General features: G+C 75.8%; 14 protein-coding genes and 1 tRNA gene. 5 read left to right on the plus strand and 10 right to left on the minus strand.

The genetic code is table 11. The features are described 5' to 3' along the window. Window positions 1-2 precede the first annotated feature (2 nt). Complete coding sequence (locus GC089_RS15455) at window positions 3-674, plus strand: response regulator transcription factor (protein WP_155378386.1); 672 nt, start codon at window positions 3-5, stop codon at window positions 672-674. Window positions 675-676: 2 nt separating this feature from the next. On the opposite strand, the gene GC089_RS15460 is transcribed toward GC089_RS15455, so the two are convergent. The 5 genes from GC089_RS15460 to GC089_RS19345 all read right to left on the minus strand — a co-directional run bounded on the left by GC089_RS15460 (window position 677) and on the right by GC089_RS19345 (window position 6,010). Next, on the minus strand, window positions 677-1,948 hold the full coding sequence (locus GC089_RS15460) for an MFS transporter (RefSeq protein WP_155378387.1): 1,272 nt from the start codon (window positions 1,946-1,948) through the stop codon (window positions 677-679). A gap of 77 nt (window positions 1,949-2,025) precedes the next feature. Continuing rightward, a tRNA-Thr gene (locus tag GC089_RS15465) sits at window positions 2,026-2,102 on the minus strand. Window positions 2,103-2,189: 87 nt separating this feature from the next. Continuing rightward, window positions 2,190-3,116 carry a thioredoxin domain-containing protein gene (locus GC089_RS15470; RefSeq protein WP_155378388.1) on the minus strand — a complete coding sequence of 309 codons (927 nt, stop codon included), beginning with the start codon at window positions 3,114-3,116 and terminating at the stop codon, window positions 2,190-2,192. Window positions 3,117-3,182: 66 nt separating this feature from the next. Further along, a complete protein-coding gene (locus tag GC089_RS15475; RefSeq protein WP_155378389.1) occupies window positions 3,183-3,686 on the minus strand; it encodes a hypothetical protein in 504 nt (167 codons plus the stop codon). Window positions 3,687-3,820: 134 nt separating this feature from the next. After that, window positions 3,821-6,010: a serine/threonine-protein kinase gene (locus GC089_RS19345; RefSeq protein WP_230684871.1), complete on the minus strand. Its 2,190-nt coding sequence runs from the start codon at window positions 6,008-6,010 to the stop codon at window positions 3,821-3,823. 112 nt (window positions 6,011-6,122) lie between these two features. Between GC089_RS19345 and GC089_RS15485 the strand changes: the two genes are divergently transcribed. The 4 genes from GC089_RS15485 (at window position 6,123) to GC089_RS15500 (ending at window position 11,187) form a co-directional block, all read left to right on the plus strand. Then, entirely contained in the window at window positions 6,123-7,604 is a 1,482-nt protein-coding gene (locus GC089_RS15485; RefSeq protein ID WP_155378390.1) for a trehalose-6-phosphate synthase, read from the plus strand. Further along, on the plus strand, window positions 7,597-8,403 hold the full coding sequence (gene otsB, locus GC089_RS15490; protein ID WP_155378391.1) for a trehalose-phosphatase: 807 nt from the start codon (window positions 7,597-7,599) through the stop codon (window positions 8,401-8,403). The genes GC089_RS15485 and otsB overlap by 8 nt, the downstream gene beginning before the upstream one ends. 260 nt (window positions 8,404-8,663) lie before the next feature. Continuing rightward, complete coding sequence (locus tag GC089_RS15495; protein WP_155378392.1) at window positions 8,664-9,791, plus strand: ABC transporter ATP-binding protein; 1,128 nt, start codon at window positions 8,664-8,666, stop codon at window positions 9,789-9,791. 100 nt (window positions 9,792-9,891) lie between these two features. After that, the gene (locus tag GC089_RS15500) at window positions 9,892-11,187 is read left to right on the plus strand and encodes a DUF4032 domain-containing protein (RefSeq protein ID WP_155378393.1); all 1,296 of its coding nucleotides are present in this window, start codon (window positions 9,892-9,894) and stop codon (window positions 11,185-11,187) included. A 7-nt stretch (window positions 11,188-11,194) separates the two neighbouring features. Here the strand turns inward: GC089_RS15500 and GC089_RS18525 are convergent, their stop codons facing one another. The 5 genes from GC089_RS18525 to GC089_RS15525 form a co-directional block, all read right to left on the minus strand. Continuing rightward, window positions 11,195-12,184, minus strand: a complete 990-nt coding sequence (locus tag GC089_RS18525; protein ID WP_196250728.1) for a hypothetical protein — start codon at window positions 12,182-12,184, stop codon at window positions 11,195-11,197. Continuing rightward, on the minus strand, window positions 12,181-12,372 hold the full coding sequence (locus GC089_RS15510) for a hypothetical protein (RefSeq protein ID WP_155378394.1): 192 nt from the start codon (window positions 12,370-12,372) through the stop codon (window positions 12,181-12,183). Before GC089_RS15510 ends, GC089_RS18525 begins: the two co-directional genes overlap by 4 nt. 150 nt (window positions 12,373-12,522) lie before the next feature. After that, complete coding sequence (rlmB, locus tag GC089_RS15515; protein WP_155378395.1) at window positions 12,523-13,527, minus strand: 23S rRNA (guanosine(2251)-2'-O)-methyltransferase RlmB; 1,005 nt, start codon at window positions 13,525-13,527, stop codon at window positions 12,523-12,525. A 65-nt stretch (window positions 13,528-13,592) separates the two neighbouring features. Further along, complete coding sequence (cysS, locus tag GC089_RS15520; protein WP_155378396.1) at window positions 13,593-15,017, minus strand: cysteine--tRNA ligase; 1,425 nt, start codon at window positions 15,015-15,017, stop codon at window positions 13,593-13,595. A gap of 88 nt (window positions 15,018-15,105) precedes the next feature. Continuing rightward, window positions 15,106-15,858 carry a TetR/AcrR family transcriptional regulator gene (locus GC089_RS15525; protein ID WP_196250729.1) on the minus strand — a complete coding sequence of 251 codons (753 nt, stop codon included), beginning with the start codon at window positions 15,856-15,858 and terminating at the stop codon, window positions 15,106-15,108. Between the last annotated feature and the right edge of the window lie 90 nt (window positions 15,859-15,948).

Consider the following 15,948-nt stretch of genomic DNA (forward strand, 5'->3'; position numbering starts at 1 on the left):
CGATGACCGCACCCGACGACCGCCCGCTCCGCGTCGCCGTCGTGGAGGACCAGCCGCTCTTCCGCGCCATGCTCCGCCGGACGCTCGAGGACGCGGCCGACCTCGAGGTCGTCGCGACGCTGGACTCGACGGCCGAGGCCCGCCGGACGCTGCGGCCGGGCGTGGCCGACGTCGTCGTCATGGACATCGACCTCCCCGACGGCAACGGGATCGCCCTCGGCGTGCAGCTGCGCCGCGAGCAGCCGGACCTCGGGGTGCTCCTGCTCTCCGCGCACGACGCGATGGACCTGCTGCTCGACCTGCCGAAGGACGTGGCGCACGGGTGGGGCTACCTGTCCAAGACGAGCATGACGGACGAGGCGGCGCTGCTGGACGCCGTGCGGGCGGCGGCCGCCGGGCGGACGGTCCTCGACCCGGCCCTGCTCGAGCAGATGACCCCGCGGCACGGGTCGTCGGTCGCACGGCTCACGAACCGCCAGTTCGCGGTCCTGCGCCTGCTCGCCCAGGGGCTGTCCAACGCGGGGATCGCCGAGCGGCTCGGCATCACCGAGAAGTCGGTGCAGAACCACGTCTACGCGGTCTACGCCACGCTCGGCATCGACGCCGACCCCGCACGCAACCCGCGCGTGAGCGCGGCGCTGCGCCTGCTGGAGGAGACCGGGCCGGCCCTCTGACGTCAGGCGGCCGTTCCGCCGGGCGCCGCCGGACGGCCGTCGGGACGCAGCCCCGCCGCGAGCCGCGTCCGCCGCGACGCGTGCACGGACCACCGCGGGACGGTCCGCGCGAGCGCCCCCGCGGCGGCGACGCCGAGGGTCCCGGCCGCGAGCACGCCGGCCGCGAGGCTGCCGAGCGCGGCCCCCGCCGACACGACCAGCGGCCCGGCGGCCGAGCCCGAGTCCTGGAGCAGGCGCCACACGCCGAGGAACGCCGAGCGCTCACCCGGCGGGGCCACGTCGGACCCGAGCGTCATGAGCAGCCCGGAGCTGACGCCGTTGCCCGCCCCCAGCAGCACGGCCACGGCCGCGAGCCCGGCGGCGGTGGACGTCGTGGGCAGGACGAGCAGCGCGGCCGCCACGAGCAGCATCGACGGGACCGCGACGGCCAGGCGGCCGCGCCGGTCCATCACGCGCCCCGCCGGGTAGAACAGCAGGACGTCGAGCGCGCCCGCGACGCCGTAGACGAGGCTCGTCGTCGCCGGTGCCAGCCCCAGGTGCTCGCCCCACAGGGGCACGACCTGCTGCCGCGCCCCGCGCACGGCCCCGACGAGCAGCACGGCCGCGCCCAGCGTGAGCAGCACGTGCCGGTGCTCGCGCGCGACGGCGAGCACCGAGGCGCGCGGGCCGCGCCGGTGCTGCGGCCCCTCGACGTCCGGCACGGCGAGCAGCACCACCACCGCGAGCGCGGTCGTCACCACCGCGAGCCAGAACGCGCCCGTGGTGTCCGTCAGGTGCATGACCGCGGCCCCGAGGAACGGCCCGAGGAACACGCCGATCCGGCCGACGCCACCGAGCGTCGACAGCGCCCGCGCGCGGTACAGCACGGGGGTGATGCCCGTGACGTACGACTGCCGCGCGAGCATGAACACGGCGTTGGTGGCGCCCAGGGCGAGCGCGGCGACGGCGAGCAGCCCGACCCGGTCGGCGAGCGCGCAGCCGGCGAGCGCGACGACGGCGACCGCGGACGCGACGAGCATGGCGGCGCGGTCCCCGACGCGGCTGGCGAGCGCGCCCGCAGGCACGTCCCCGAGCAGCTGCCCGACGCCGAGCAGCGCGGCGAGGACGCCCGCCGTGGCGAGGTCGGCCCCGAGCTCCCCGGCGCGCACGGCCACGACGGGCGCGACCGCGCCCATGCCGAGCTCGAACACGAGCGCGGGCAGGTACACGCCGAGCACCGCCGCGCGGGACAGGAACCCGCCGCGGGCGGTGGGCCGGGCGTCGTCGTGGGACATCCCCGACAGTCTGGCCGGGCGGGCGCCGCCGCGCCGGGGAGGGCCGCCGACCGGGACGGCCGCGCCGTGGAGCCCCGTGGAGCCCCCTGTCGGATTCGAACCGACGACCTGCTGTTTACAAGACAGCTGCTCTGGCCAGCTGAGCTAAGGAGGCGAGTGGCGCCAGCCTACCGGCCGGCGCCGGACGCGCCGCGGGCGCCCGCCCCGGTGAGGACGGGCGCCCGCGGACGCGGGTGGGGCGTCAGCCCTGGGCGGCCGCCGCGCGCACGGCCTCGGCGAGCGGACCGGGCTGGTACAGCAGGCCCTGCTCGTTCTGGCCGGCCGGCCACTTCTCGCCGTTGATCCGCACCGACGGCGTGCTGATGCCACCGAGGTCCGTGTTCGCCTGCTCGGTCGCCGCGGCGACCCACGGCGCGAACGTGCGCCACGTGCCCTCGCGCTCCTCGGTGCCGTCGTCGGTCGCCGCCTCGTAGGTGCCGTCGACCGTGGCGGTGAACTGCTCCACGACGTCCGCGGGGACGCCGACGCCCTCGGCGATCTCGGCGATCTCGGCGTCCGTGAGGCCCGACGAGCCCTCCTCCGGCTGGTTCTCGTACATCGCGGTGATGAAGTCCTCGACGTGCTCCGGCGACTGGTCGGCGACGACCGCGAGCGCGTTCGCGGCGCGGGTCGAGAAGTAGGTGCCCTGCGAGGTCCCGTCGAGGAACGAGATCGGCTTGTACACGACCGTGATGCCCTCCTCCTGCGCGAGGGCCTTGAGGTCGGCGGAGTTCGCCGCGTCGAACTGGCCGCAGTAGGGGCACATGAAGTCGAAGTAGACCTCGACGGTCGTGGCGTCCTCGCTGGTCTCGCCGACCCCGGCCGCGCTGACGGGGATGCCGCCCGCGTCGGCGGTGGCCGGCGCCTCGACCTCGTCGAGCGACGGGGCGACGGTCTGGTCGCCGCTGCCGTACTGGACGGTGCCGTACGCCTCGGCGCGCTCGGCGCCCTGGCGCACGATCGCGACGACGACGACGGCGAGGACGGCGACGGCGGCGACGAGGCCGCCGACCGCGAGCAGGCGGTTGCGCTTGGCGCGCCGCTCCTGCTCCTGGCGCATCGCGAGCGCCTTGGCGCGGGCGTCCTCGCGGCGCTCCGCCTTGGTGGGACGGGGGTCGTTCGTGGGCATGGGGTGCTCCTGGTTCGGGGGCCGGCGCTGCCGGCGGGACGTGCGGGCGCGGGACCGGTGGGCCGGTCAGCAGGCCGCGGGCGGTCCCCGGCGCGGCCGGACGAGCACGAGGCCCCGGTCGTCGCGCACGAGCACGGGCAGCACGGGGGCGGTGAGACGCAGGTGCGGTGCGGCGGGCAGCGTGACCGGCTCGACGCGCCGGACGCCCGCCGCCCGCGCGAGCGCGGCGAGGACGCCCCGCGCCCGGTGCAGCACGGCGCCGAGCCCGATCCCCGCCGCGGCGAGCAGCAGGTGGCCCGCGAGCACGGGGACGGCGACGCTCAGCAGCAGCACCGCGCCCTGCGAGGTGCCGCCGAGCGCGTACGCGTCCTGCGGGCAGTGCGCGGCGGACGCGAGCAGCTCCAGGCGCAGGCCGAGGGCCGCGGCCGGGCCGTCGGCGACGACGCACCGGTGCACGAGGACGCGCCCCTCCGCCGCGGCCAGCAGCGGCGTGAGGGCGAGCAGCGACCCGGCGAGCGTCAGCGCGCGGGCGCGCGCGTGCCCGGGCACGGGTCCCCGATGCGCACGCACGCGCCCAGGGTAGGCGCTGCCGCGCCCGTCGGTGAGGGGTGTTCGTCCCGTTGCCGGGCCGACCGCGCCGCCACCGCCCTGCTCCGCGCCGGGACTCGGCGCTACGGCGGAGCGCTGCGGCTCAGCGCTGCGGCTCAGCGCTGCGGAAGGACCGGCGTCGGGAGCGGCGCCCACTCGATCGACGCCCCGTGCAGGACCTGGTAGGCGAGCGCGGCGGCCGCGACGAGCGCCAGGACGACGACGACCAGCGCACCGACCCAGCCGGGCGCGACACCCGCCAGCGCGCGCCGGGCACCGGTGCGCGTCATCCGCGACAGCGGCCCGAACCACAGGACGAGGACGACGAGGAGCACGCCCGCCCCGACGACGGCGGACGCCTCGGGCCCGGACGGCGGCTCCCCCGGCGTGGTGCCCGCGAGCACCCACCGCCCGGAGGCGAGCAGCCACCACGCGACCCCGCCGGCGATCACGCCGACGCTCGCGCTGACCAGGAGCGACGGCAGCAGCCCCACGACCGCGCGCAGCAGGTGCCAGGGCGTCGCCACCACGGTCAGCGGCACGTCCGAGCGCCGCACCCCCGCCCGCTCCCGCCGCCCGTGCATCGACTCGACCGCGCACCCGACGGTGCGCACGACCACGAGGAGCAGCAGCACCACGACGAGGGTGGCGCCCGGTGCCACCGCACCGGCGGCGCCCACGAGCACCGCGAGCGCGAGCAGCGTCCCCCAGCGGCGGCGCGCGGGCGGGCGGACGTAGCCGGAGCCCTCCGTGACCGGGCCCTCGGAGCGGTCGAGGTCGTCCTCGATCCACCCGACGCCGTCGGGGTCGTCGTCGGCACCGGCGTCGTCGCGCTCGCCGTCCCACCCGTCGTCGTCCCACCGGTCGTCGTCCCACCGGTCGCCGTCCCACCGGTCGCCGTCGCGCGCCGGGTCCCCGGCCGGCGTCGCCGGCCCGTCCCCGTCGACGCGGCCGGCGCCGACCGGGACGGCGACCGTGCGGCCGTCGTGCACGGGCGCCTCGGGCGGGCCGACGGCCGTCGTCCCGGCGCTGCGCGGCGCCGCCGGCAGGACCGTCGTCGCGGCCGGCTCGTCGGCGTCGCGGCCGTCACCGTCCGGGTCGTCCGGGCCGTCGAGGTCACGCTCGTCGGTGTCGTCGCGGTCGCGCCCGTCGCCCGCGGCGTGCGCGCCCAGGGCGGCGGCCGCCGCGGCGGACGTCGCGAGCGCCGTCGTCGGCACGACGTCGGGGCCGTCGGCCGGCACGGCGGTCGTCGGCACGTCGTCGCGGCCCAGGTGGGTCGTCGCCACGTCGTCCGCACCGGCGCCGTCAGGGCCGCGGTCGGCGTCCTCGTCCGGCACCTCGTCCGGCACCTCGTCCTCGTCCGGCACCTCGTCCGGCACCGCGTCCTCGTCGTCCGCACCGTCCGCGTCCTGCTCGTCGCCCGGCAGCGCCGCGGCACCGCCGACGGCGAGGGCCGCCAGGACGGCCGCCGCGTCCGAGCCGGCGGGCAGCTCACCCTCGTCGGCGACCACCCGCAGCGCGGCGACGACGTCCTCGGGGTCGGTGCGCTCGCCCGGGGCGGGACGCAGCGCACCGGCGACGGCGGCGGCGGTCAGCGGGCCGACCCCGTCGAGGTCCACCTGCCCGGAGCGGGCGCGGGCGAGCACCGCCTCCACGGGCCGGGACCCGAACGGGTCGCGCCCGGTCGCCGCGAACGCCAGCAGCGCGGCCCAGCCCCACAGGTCGGTGGCAGGGCCGGGCTCGCCGCCGTCGAGCAGCTCGGGCGCGAGGTAGCCGGGCGTCCCGAGCACGAACCCGGCGGTCGTCAGCGTCGCGTCGTCGTCGACGCCCTGCGCGAGACCGAAGTCGATGAGCACGGGCCCGTCGTCCGTGAGCAGCACGTTGGACGGCTTGAGGTCCCGGTGCACGACGCCCGCCGCGTGGACCGCCGCGAGCGCCGAGCGCAGCCCCTCCGCGAGCGTGAGCAGCGCGTCGGGGTCGAGCGGCCCGTCCGTGCGGACGCGCTCGGTGAGCGTGGGACCGGCGACGAGCTCGGTGACGATGAACGCCTCGGTCGAGTCCGCCTCGGCGTCGAGGACGGCCGCGACGGCCGGGTGGCGCAGCCGCTGCAGCGCCGCGACCTCGCGCAGGAGCCGCGCGCGCACGGCCGCGTCGGCGCCCACGTGCGGGTGCAGCAGCTTGAGCGCGACGGCCGTGCCGCCGCCGTCGACCGCCCGGTACACGGTGCCCATCCCGCCGGAGCCGAGCGGCGCGACCACCGTGTACCCGCCGATCTCCGACCCCGGCGTCAGGCCGATCCGCTCCATGCGCCGCACGCTAGCGGGCGCGTCGCCGCACGTGGGGGACGCCACACGGGCGACGCAGCCCGGGCGGCCCACCTCGGGGACGACTAGGGTCGGCAGCGATCCCGAGGAGTTGATGCGCGTGCCCTTCGACGTGCCCGAGGACGGCTACGACCTCGTCGTCGTCGCCAACCGCCTGCCGGTCGACGTCAGCCTGGACGAGTCCGGCGAGCCCACGTGGACGCGGTCCCCCGGCGGTCTGGTGACCGCGCTGGCCCCCGTGATGGCGGGCGCCGGGGACGAGGGCGCGTGGGTCGGCTGGGGCGGCTCGCCCGACCTCGAGCTCGAGCCGTTCGTCGTCGACGGCTCGCTCCTGGTGCCCGTGGCGCTGTCGCAGGTCGACGTCGAGCGCTACTACGAGGGCTTCGCGAACGACACGCTGTGGCCGCTGTACCACGACGTCATCGCGCCGCCGCAGTTCCACCGCCAGTGGTGGGACGCGTACCAGCGGGTCAACCGCCGGTTCGCGGAGGCCGCGGCACGCCGGGCCGCGCACGGCGGCACGGTGTGGGTGCACGACTACCAGCTGCAGCTCGTCCCCGCCTACCTGCGCGAGCTGCGTCCCGACCTGCGCATCGGGTACTTCCACCACATCCCGTTCCCGCCGCTGGAGATCTTCGCGCAGCTGCCGTGGCGCACGCAGGTCGTCGAGGGGCTGCTCGGCGCGGACCTGGTGGGCTTCCAGCGCGCCGGTGACGCCGCCAACTTCGTGCGCGTCGTGCGGCGCCTGACGGACCTGACGACGCGGGGGCAGGTCGTCACGGTCGGCGAGGGGACGCCGCAGCAGCGCCACGTGCGCGCCGCGGCCTTCCCCATCTCGATCGACTCGCACGCGTTCGACGAGCTCGCGCGCACGCCCGAGGTGCAGGCGCGCGCCAAGGAGATCCGCGCCGAGCTCGGCGACCCGGCGCACCTGCTGCTCGGCGTCGACCGGCTCGACTACACCAAGGGCATCCGCCACCGCGTCAAGGCGTACGGCGAGCTGCTGGAGGACGGGCGCCTGTCCGCCACGGACACCGTCCTGGTGCAGGTCGCGAGCCCGAGCCGCGAGAACGTGGGCGCCTACCAGCAGCTGCGCGACGAGGTGGAGCTGCTGGTGGGGCGCATCAACGGCGACCACGGCACGGTGGGGCACGCACCGGTGCAGTACCTGCACCAGTCGTTCCCGATGGAGGAGATGGCGGCCCTGTACCTGGCCGCCGACGTCATGCTCGTCACCGCGCTGCGCGACGGCATGAACCTCGTGGCCAAGGAGTACGTGGCCGCCCGCTCGGACGACCGCGGCGCGCTCGTGCTCAGCGAGTTCACCGGCGCGGCCGACGAGCTGGTCGGCGCGGTGCTGGTGAACCCGCACGACATCGCGGGCATGAAGGACGCGATCACCTACGCGGTGCACATGGAGCCGCGCGAGTCGCGCAAGCGCATGCGCCGCCTGCGCCGGCGGGTGCTCGGGCACGACGTGGCCGCCTGGTCCCAGCAGTTCCTCGCGGCGCTCACGGCGGTGCCCGCGGGGCAGGGCGCGGCCGACGCGGGCGAGCGGGGCCGGCGCGATGGCTGAGCCGACGCCGACCACGCCCCAGGACGTCGGCGCCCTGACCGCGCGCCTGGAGCAGGTGCTGGCCGACCCGGCGGCGCGGCCCGTGCTGCTCGCCCTCGACTTCGACGGCACGCTCGCACCGCTCGTCGACGACCCGTCGACGTCGGCGATCCTGCCCGCCGGCGTCGAGGTGCTCGCGGCGCTCGCCGACCGGCCCGGCGTCGTGCTGGCGCTCGTGTCCGGGCGCGCGATGGCGGACCTGCACGCGCTCGCGCAGGTGCCCGCGGGCACGTACCTCGTGGGCAGCCACGGCGCCGAGCGCGCCCGCGTGACCGCCCACGGCCTGGACCGCGACGTGGTCGAGCTCACCGCCGAGCAGGCGGACCGCCTCGCGGCGCTCGGCGCGCGCGCCGCGGCCGTGGCCCGGGGACGCGACGGCGTGTGGGTGGAGACCAAGCCGACGGCCGTCGTCGTGCACACGCGCCTCGCGGAGCGCGACGTGGCCGGCCCCGCGGAGCAGGAGGCGCTCGCGCTGGGACACGAGACGGGCGCCGGGACGCTGCACGGCAAGGACGTCGTCGAGCTCACGGTGCTGCCCGCGGACAAGGGCACGGCGCTGCAGGCGCTGCGGCACGAGCTGGACGCCCCGGTCGTCCTCTACGCCGGCGACGACGTGACCGACGAGCACGCGTTCGCCGCGCTCGGCCCGGACGACCTCACCGTCAAGGTCGGCGCGGGCGCGACGGCGGCGGCCTACCGCGTCGGCTCGCCCGAGGACGTCGTCGCGGTGCTGGCCGCGGTCGAGCGCGCGACGCGCTGACCAGCGCACCCGCCGGGTCGGCCGTCCGGGTGGGCCCGCGCGCCCGTCCGGGCGGCGACGTCCGCCAGGACCGGACGACCCGGACAGCCCGGACGTGGCGTGTGCCATACTGGCGCCGGCCGAGGGGGGTCGTCCCGACCGCTCCCGGCCTGTGTCAGCGGAGACACCGAGCTCAGCGGGGTGCCAGGACGGACCACGCGTTGACACTCTTCACGACGGATCGTCCGGCACGTACCTGCCGGTGAAGGGAATGACGGCTCATGGCCACGGTCACTTTCGACAACGCGACCCGGATCTACCCGGGCACCGAGCGTCCCGCGGTGGACGCGCTCAACCTCCACATCGAGGACGGCGAGTTCCTCGTCCTCGTCGGCCCCTCGGGCTGCGGCAAGTCGACCTCGCTGCGCATGCTCGCCGGCCTGGAGGACGTCAACGCCGGCCGCATCCTCATCGGCGACCGCGACGTCACGGACGTCCAGCCGAAGGACCGGGACATCGCGATGGTGTTCCAGAACTACGCGCTGTACCCGCACATGACGGTCGCGGACAACATGGGCTTCGCGCTCAAGATCGCGGGCACCCCGAAGGCGGAGATCCGCACCCGCGTCGAGGAGGCCGCGAAGATCCTCGACCTCACGCAGTACCTCGACCGCAAGCCGAAGGCGCTCTCCGGCGGTCAGCGCCAGCGTGTCGCCATGGGCCGCGCGATCGTCCGCCAGCCGCAGGTGTTCCTCATGGACGAGCCGCTGTCGAACCTCGACGCCAAGCTCCGCGTCCAGACGCGTACGCAGATCGCGTCGCTGCAGCGCCGCCTCGGTGTCACCACGGTCTACGTCACGCACGACCAGACCGAGGCCCTGACGATGGGTGACCGCATCGCGGTCCTCAAGGACGGCATCCTCCAGCAGGTGGGCACGCCGCGCGAGATGTACGACACGCCGGCCAACGTGTTCGTCGCCGGCTTCATCGGCTCGCCCGCCATGAACATCGGCACGTTCCCGGTGCTCGACGGCGCCGCGTCGGTCGGCCAGTCGCGCCTCGCGCTCCCGCGCGACGTCATCGGCCGCCTGGCGGACGACGACAAGGGCCACATCACGGTCGGCTTCCGCCCCGAGTCGCTCGACGTCGTGCCGGCCGGCACGCCGGACTCGTTCCCGGTGATCGTCAACATCGTCGAGGAGCTCGGCTCGGACGCGTTCGTCTACGGCTCGCTGACGAACGAGTTCGGCCAGGCCAACGCGGTGCACTCGGGCGCCGGCGACGCGCAGGTCATCGTGCGCGTCGACCCGCGTCAGGTGCCGGCCAAGGGCGACTCGATCCACGTCCGGATCCGCCCGCAGGAGCAGCACCTGTTCCACGCGGGCTCGGGCGAGCGCATCCTCGGCTGACGCTCCGCAGCAGCACCACGCACCACGCACCACGACGAGGCGGGTCCGGTCCGACCGGGCCCGCCTCGTCGCGTCCGGCGCGACCTGAGAGGATCGACGCATGACCGGCACGTCGCAGCGTCTGCAGATCACCGCGGCCAGCCCGGACCCGGCGCTGCTCGACCTCCCCTGGCACGTCCCGCTCGAGGAGTGGCCGCCCGAGAACCTCGCCGCGCTCCCCCGGGGCATCTCGCGGCACGTCGTGCGCTTCGCACGCATGTCCGGCCGGGTCGTCGCGATCAAGGAGATCGGCGAGACCGTGGCGCACCGCGAGTACGAGCTCCTGCGGCAGCTGCGCCGGCTCGACGTGCCGAGCGTCGAGCCCGTCGGCGTCATCACAGGGCGCCGTGCCCCGGACGGCGAGCCGCTCGAGGCCGTGCTCATCACGCAGCATCTGCAGTTCTCGCTGCCCTACCGGGCCCTGTTCAGCCAGTCGCTGCGCCCGGACACCGCGACGCGCCTCATCGACGCCCTCGCCGTGCTCATGGTCCGGCTGCACCTGGCGGGCTTCTACTGGGGCGACGTGTCGCTCTCGAACACCCTCTTCCGCCGCGACGCCGAGACGTTCGCCGCGTACCTCGTCGACGCCGAGACCGGCGACCTGCACGACCGGCTGAGCGACGGCCAGCGGGCCTACGACCTCGACGTCGCGCGGGTCAACATCATCGGCGAGCTCATGGACCTGCAGGCGGGCGAGTTCCTCGACGAGGACGCCGACGCCGTCGCGATCGGCGACGCCCTCGCCGAGCGGTACCAGGAGCTGTGGAAGGCCCTCACCGAGGTCGAGTCGTTCGGGTACGGCGAGCGCTGGCGCGTGCAGGCCCGCATCGACCGGCTCAACGACCTGGGCTTCGACGTCGGCGAGCTCGACATCACCACGGACATCGACGGCACGACGGTCCGCATCCAGCCCAAGGTCGTCGACGCCGGGCACCACTCGCGCCGGCTCATGCGCCTGACGGGCCTCGACGTGCAGGAGAACCAGGCGCGCCGTCTGCTCAACGACCTCGACGAGTTCCGCGCGGCCACCGACCGGCAGGCGGAGGACGAGTCGTTCGTCGCCCACGACTGGCTCACGGACGTCTTCGAGCCGGCCGTGCGCAGCGTGCCGCGCGAGCTGCGCACCAAGCTGGAGCCGGCGCAGGTGTACCACGAGCTGCTCGACCACCGGTGGTACCTGTCGCAGCAGCACCACCGCGACGTGCCGATGAGCGAGGTCGTCAAGAGCTACGTGAAGAACATCCTGCCGACCCGGCCGGACGAGCAGGCCGTCCTCGGCACGCGCGCGGAGGACCTGCGGGACGCCGACAGCGGCGTGCCGCACGCCGAGCACGACCCCGACCAGCTCATCGGCTGAGCCACGCTCAGACCTCCCGCACCTGCGCGGCCGACGCCGCGTCCTTCGTCCGGTCGTCCGTGGGCCTGCCCGGCCGCACGAAGAACACCAGCCCGAGCAGGAGCACGCCCACGCCGGCGCAGACGGCGACCAGCGTCGCGTCGGTCGGGGTGCGCCCGGCGAGGGCCTGGGCCCGCTCGCGCGCGTCCCGTACCTCCGCGACCTGCGCCTCCAGGAGCTCCTGGCGCAGCGTGACGTCCTCCGCGCTGCCCGTCGGGATCGCCGGCCAGGTCGGCAGGCACGCCCCGGTCTGCTCGTCCTGCTCGGTGCCGCCTCCGCAGTCGGCCGTCGTGGTCACCACGTCGGGAAGGGTCAGGAACGGCAGCGGCAACGTCGCCACGCCCAGCAGCAGGGCCCACACCGCCGTCCGCATCCAGTGCGCGCGCCGGTTCACCGTGACCGTCGACCACCTGCCGAAGGCGGCTGCCCGGCCGACCACGCGGTCGGCCGTGGACTCCCCGCCGAGGTCGACCCGCACCGGGGCGGCCTGCCCGAGGTACGCCACGTAGCCGGCGGCGAACGTGATGGCAGCACCGAGGAACATCGCGGGCAGCGCGCCGCGCAGGGGCAACGGCTTGTCGGTGACGGAGAAGGCGAGGGTGAGCGCACCCGTGTAGAGGGCGAAGATCGCCGTGGCGGACTTCTGCACGGTCTCGGCTGCTGCCGCGGTGCGCTCGAACGCTCCCTGGTACGTCGTGATCATCGACGTGGCGAAGGCCTGCCGCGAGGCGATGTCGGCCTCGACGTCGAGCGTCGTCAGCTCGCGTCCGTGCGCCCGCTTCGCCGCCTCCTCGGCCGCGGCCGCCGTCGCCGCCTCGTCGGCTGCGGCCTCCTCGGCCGCGCCCTGCTCCGCCGCCGCCTCCTCCGCCGCGCTGTCGCGCGCGCCGGTCGTGGTCGCGACGTGGTCCCCGGGCGGGTCGCCGCCCCCTGCGGGCGGCGTGGTGGACGGTTCGCTCACCGCTCCTCACCGCCGTCGTCGGCGCGCTCGGCGAGGTCGAACTCGGAGGTCGCCGGCCACCGCATGCCGTCGTCGGTGTGCGCGTGCTCACCGCGCAGGTGGACGAGGGTGCCGTCCTCGGCCCTCCAGAACTCGCCCACGGGAACGTAGTCCCGTTCCCGCATGCAGAACCGCTCGGACGTGGCCATGCGTGCCCCCCTGGCTCGTGTGGGACGACCAGGGTCCTCCCGCCCCACCCGCGACCACAAGGGACGGGGCACCTCGCACGAGGCGGCCCGCGGACGCCGCTGCTCCGTGCGGCAGGGCTGCCAGGCCGGTCCGACCTGGCAGCCCGGGGCTCACGAGGCGCGCTGGCGCGCCACCTCGTACAGCGCGATGCCCGCGGCCACGCCCGCGTTGAGGGACTCGACGGCCGACGCGATCGGGATCGACGCGATCGCGTCGCACTGCTCGCGCACGAGCCGGGACAGACCCTTGCCCTCGGACCCGACCACCAGGACCAGCGGGTCACCCGCGTACGGCAGCTCCCCGAGCGGCACGTCCCCGCCGGCGTCGAGGCCCACGACGAACAGGCCCGCCTGCCGGTACGCCTGCAGCGCCCGCGTCAGGTTGGTCGCGCGGGCCACCGGCACCCTGGCGGCGGCCCCGGCGGACACCTTCCACGCGGCCGCCGTGACGCCCGCGGATCGGCGCTCGGGCACGAGCACGCCGTGCGCCCCGAAGGCACCGGCCGAGCGCAGCACCGCGCCCAGGTTGCGGGGGTCGGTCACGCCGTCGAGCGCGACCACCAGCGGGGCGGCGCCCGCCGTCTCCGCGGCGTCGAGCAGGTCGTCCGGCTCGGCGTACTCGTACGGCGGCACCTGGATCGCCACGCCCTGGTGGACGGCGTCGTCGGTGAGCCGGTCGAGCTCTCCCCGCCCGACCTCGAGCAGCGGGTAGCCGGCCTCGGCCGCGGTCGCGACGATCTCGCGCGTGCGGTCGTCGGCCTCCAGGCGTGCCGCCACGTACACCGTGGTGACGGGGATGCCGGCACGCAGGGCCTCGAGGACGGAGTTGCGGCCCGCCACCATCTCGTGCGTCGAGCTCGTCCGGCCGCCGCGCGACCCCGCGGCGCTGCGCGACGCCCCCGCGGCGGGACGGCCGGAGGTGGTGCGCCCGGTGGTGGTGCGCTTCTCCGCGGCGACCTTGCGCTTGTGCGCCGGGTGGTAGACGCGGTCCTCCGCCTTGGGCGTCGGGCCCTTGCCCTCGAGGGCGCGTCGGCGCTGCCCGCCGCTGCCGACGGTCGCGCCCTTCTTGGATCCCGCCTTGCGGGTCGCGCCGCGGCGCGAGGAGTTGCCGGCCATGGGAAGCCCTCCGGTGGTGTGGTGGCGGGACGGGTGGGTGGCGGACGCCCGGTGCGGCGTGCCGGTCAGGCGTGCGGGCGCAGCGACCAGCGCGCACCCGTCGGCGAGTCCTCGACGACGACGCCCGCCTCGGTGAGGCGGTCGCGGATGGCGTCCGCGGTGGCGAAGTCGCGTGCGGCACGCGCCTGAGCACGCGCCTCGAGCTGGGCGGTGACGAGCGCGTCGAGCGCGCGTGCGTACCGGTCGTCGTCGCCGTGCGACGCCCACTGCGGGCTGCCTGGGTCGAGGCCCAGCACGTCGAGCATCGCACGGACCGTGACCAGGTGGTGCCGCACGGCGTCCGCGGCGTCGTCCGCGAGGGCGGAGTTGCCCTGGCGGATCCAGTCGTGGACGACCGCGACCGCGCGCGGGACGTTGAGGTCGTCGTCCATCGCCGCGACGAACTCCGCGGGCAGCTCCGCGCCCGCGACGACCTCCGCGGGCACGGCCCCGACGCGCTCGCCCGCCCGGTCGACGAACCCCGCGACACGGTCCCACGTCGCCTCGGCCTCGCGCAGGGTCTCGTCGGTCCACTCGAGCATCGAGCGGTAGTGCACGACGGTCAGGGCGTAGCGCACGACGACGGGCCGCACCTTCTCCAGCACCGCCGAGACGAGCAGGCCGTTGCCGAGCGACTTGCTCATCTTGGCGCCGCCCTGCGTGACCCAGCCGTTGTGCAACCAGTACCGCGCGAAGCCGTACCCGGCGGCGTGCGACTGCGCCTGCTCGTTCTCGTGGTGCGGGAAGCGCAGGTCGAGGCCGCCGCCGTGGATGTCGAAGGTCTCGCCGAGGTACCGGTGCGCCATCGCGGAGCACTCGAGGTGCCAGCCCGGCCGACCCCGTCCGTACGGGGTGTCCCAGGAGGCCGTCGCCGGCTCCCCCGGCTTCGCCGCCTTCCAGAGGGCGAAGTCGTGCGGGTCGCGCTTGCCCCCGGCACGTGCCTCGTCCGGGGAGTCCACCATGTCGGCGAGCCGCTGGTTCGTCAGCTCGCCGTAGGCGGGCCACGACCGGACGTCGAAGTAGACGTCCCCCGGACCCGCGACGTACGCGTGCCCGCTCTCGACGAGCCGCGTGAGGAGCTCGAGCATGGCAGGCACGTGACCGGTCGCGCGCGGCTCGTAGCTGGGCGGCAGCACGCCGAGGGCGTCGTACGCCGCCGTGAACGCCCGCTCGTTCGTCATGGCCCAGGCCCACCAGGGGGCGCCGGCGTCGGCCGCCTTCGCGAGGATCTTGTCGTCGATGTCGGTCACGTTGCGCACCAGCGTGACGCGGGAGCCGCAACGTCGCAGCCACCGCACGAGCACGTCGAACGCCACGCCGGACCGCACGTGACCGACGTGCGGCGGCGCCTGCACGGTGGCACCGCACAGGTACACACCGACCTCGCCCTCGACGAGGGGGACGAAGTCGCGCACCGTCTGGGTGCCGCTGTCGAACAGCCGCAGGGTCACCGGCCCAGGCTACCGGCGCGCGCACGCCCCGGCCGCCGTGCCGGGCGCCGGCGACCCGCCCCCTGAGGGTCGCCGGCGCCCGCACGTCTCATGCGAGCGCGGTCAGGTTCGGGGTCGCCGGCGCAGCCAGGCGGGTGACGTCCGCCGACGGCGCGGTGTCGCCGTCGGTCCCCTTGGCCTCGCCCGGGTCCGGGGCCGTCGCGCCGTCGTCCTCGACCTCCTCGTCGAGCACGGCCTCGAGCCGCGGTGTCGGCACGGCCAGGCGGGCGAGGTGCTCGGCGAACAGCCGCAGGCCGTCGTACCCCGCCTGCGCGTCGCCGTCGACCAGCCAGGCGAGGGAGAAGCCGTCGATCGCCGCGATGATCGTCCGGGAGACGAGGTGCCGCGGGACGCTCCACGTCACGCCGCCGACGCGCTCGACCTCCTCGAGGAAGTGCTCGGCCGCCGCCCAGCTGTTGACGTACTGGTCGACGCCGACCTGCCGCAGCTCGGGGTGGCGCAGCGACGTGGTCGTGAGCTCGTACGTCAGCAGCTGCGGGCCGCGCGTGGCGAGGATGTTCGCCCACAGGCCGTCGAGGACGCCGAGGATCACGTCCAGGACGGGCGCCTGCTCCGGCATCTCCGCCATGGCGCGCGCGGTGTTCCGCTCGGTGATGGCGTGCGCCATCGCGCGCAGCAGCTCGTCCTTGTCCCGGAAGCAGTAGTGGACGACGCCCAGCGACACGCCGGCCTCGGCGGCGACGGCGCGGACGGTCGTACCGTCGACGCCGTCACGGCTGGCGACGGTCAGTGCGGCCTCGATGAGCTGCTCGCGGCGCTCGGCGACGGGCAGTCGGTTCATGGCTCCTCCTCGCGACGGCGTGCGCGACCCCCCGGCCCCGCAGTACGCTCACGGATCATCTCATCGACCCGCGTGACGATAGTCAAGCAT

Source organism: Cellulomonas sp. JZ18, assembly GCF_009720485.1.
Taxonomy (GTDB): Bacteria; Actinomycetota; Actinomycetes; order Actinomycetales; family Cellulomonadaceae; genus Cellulomonas.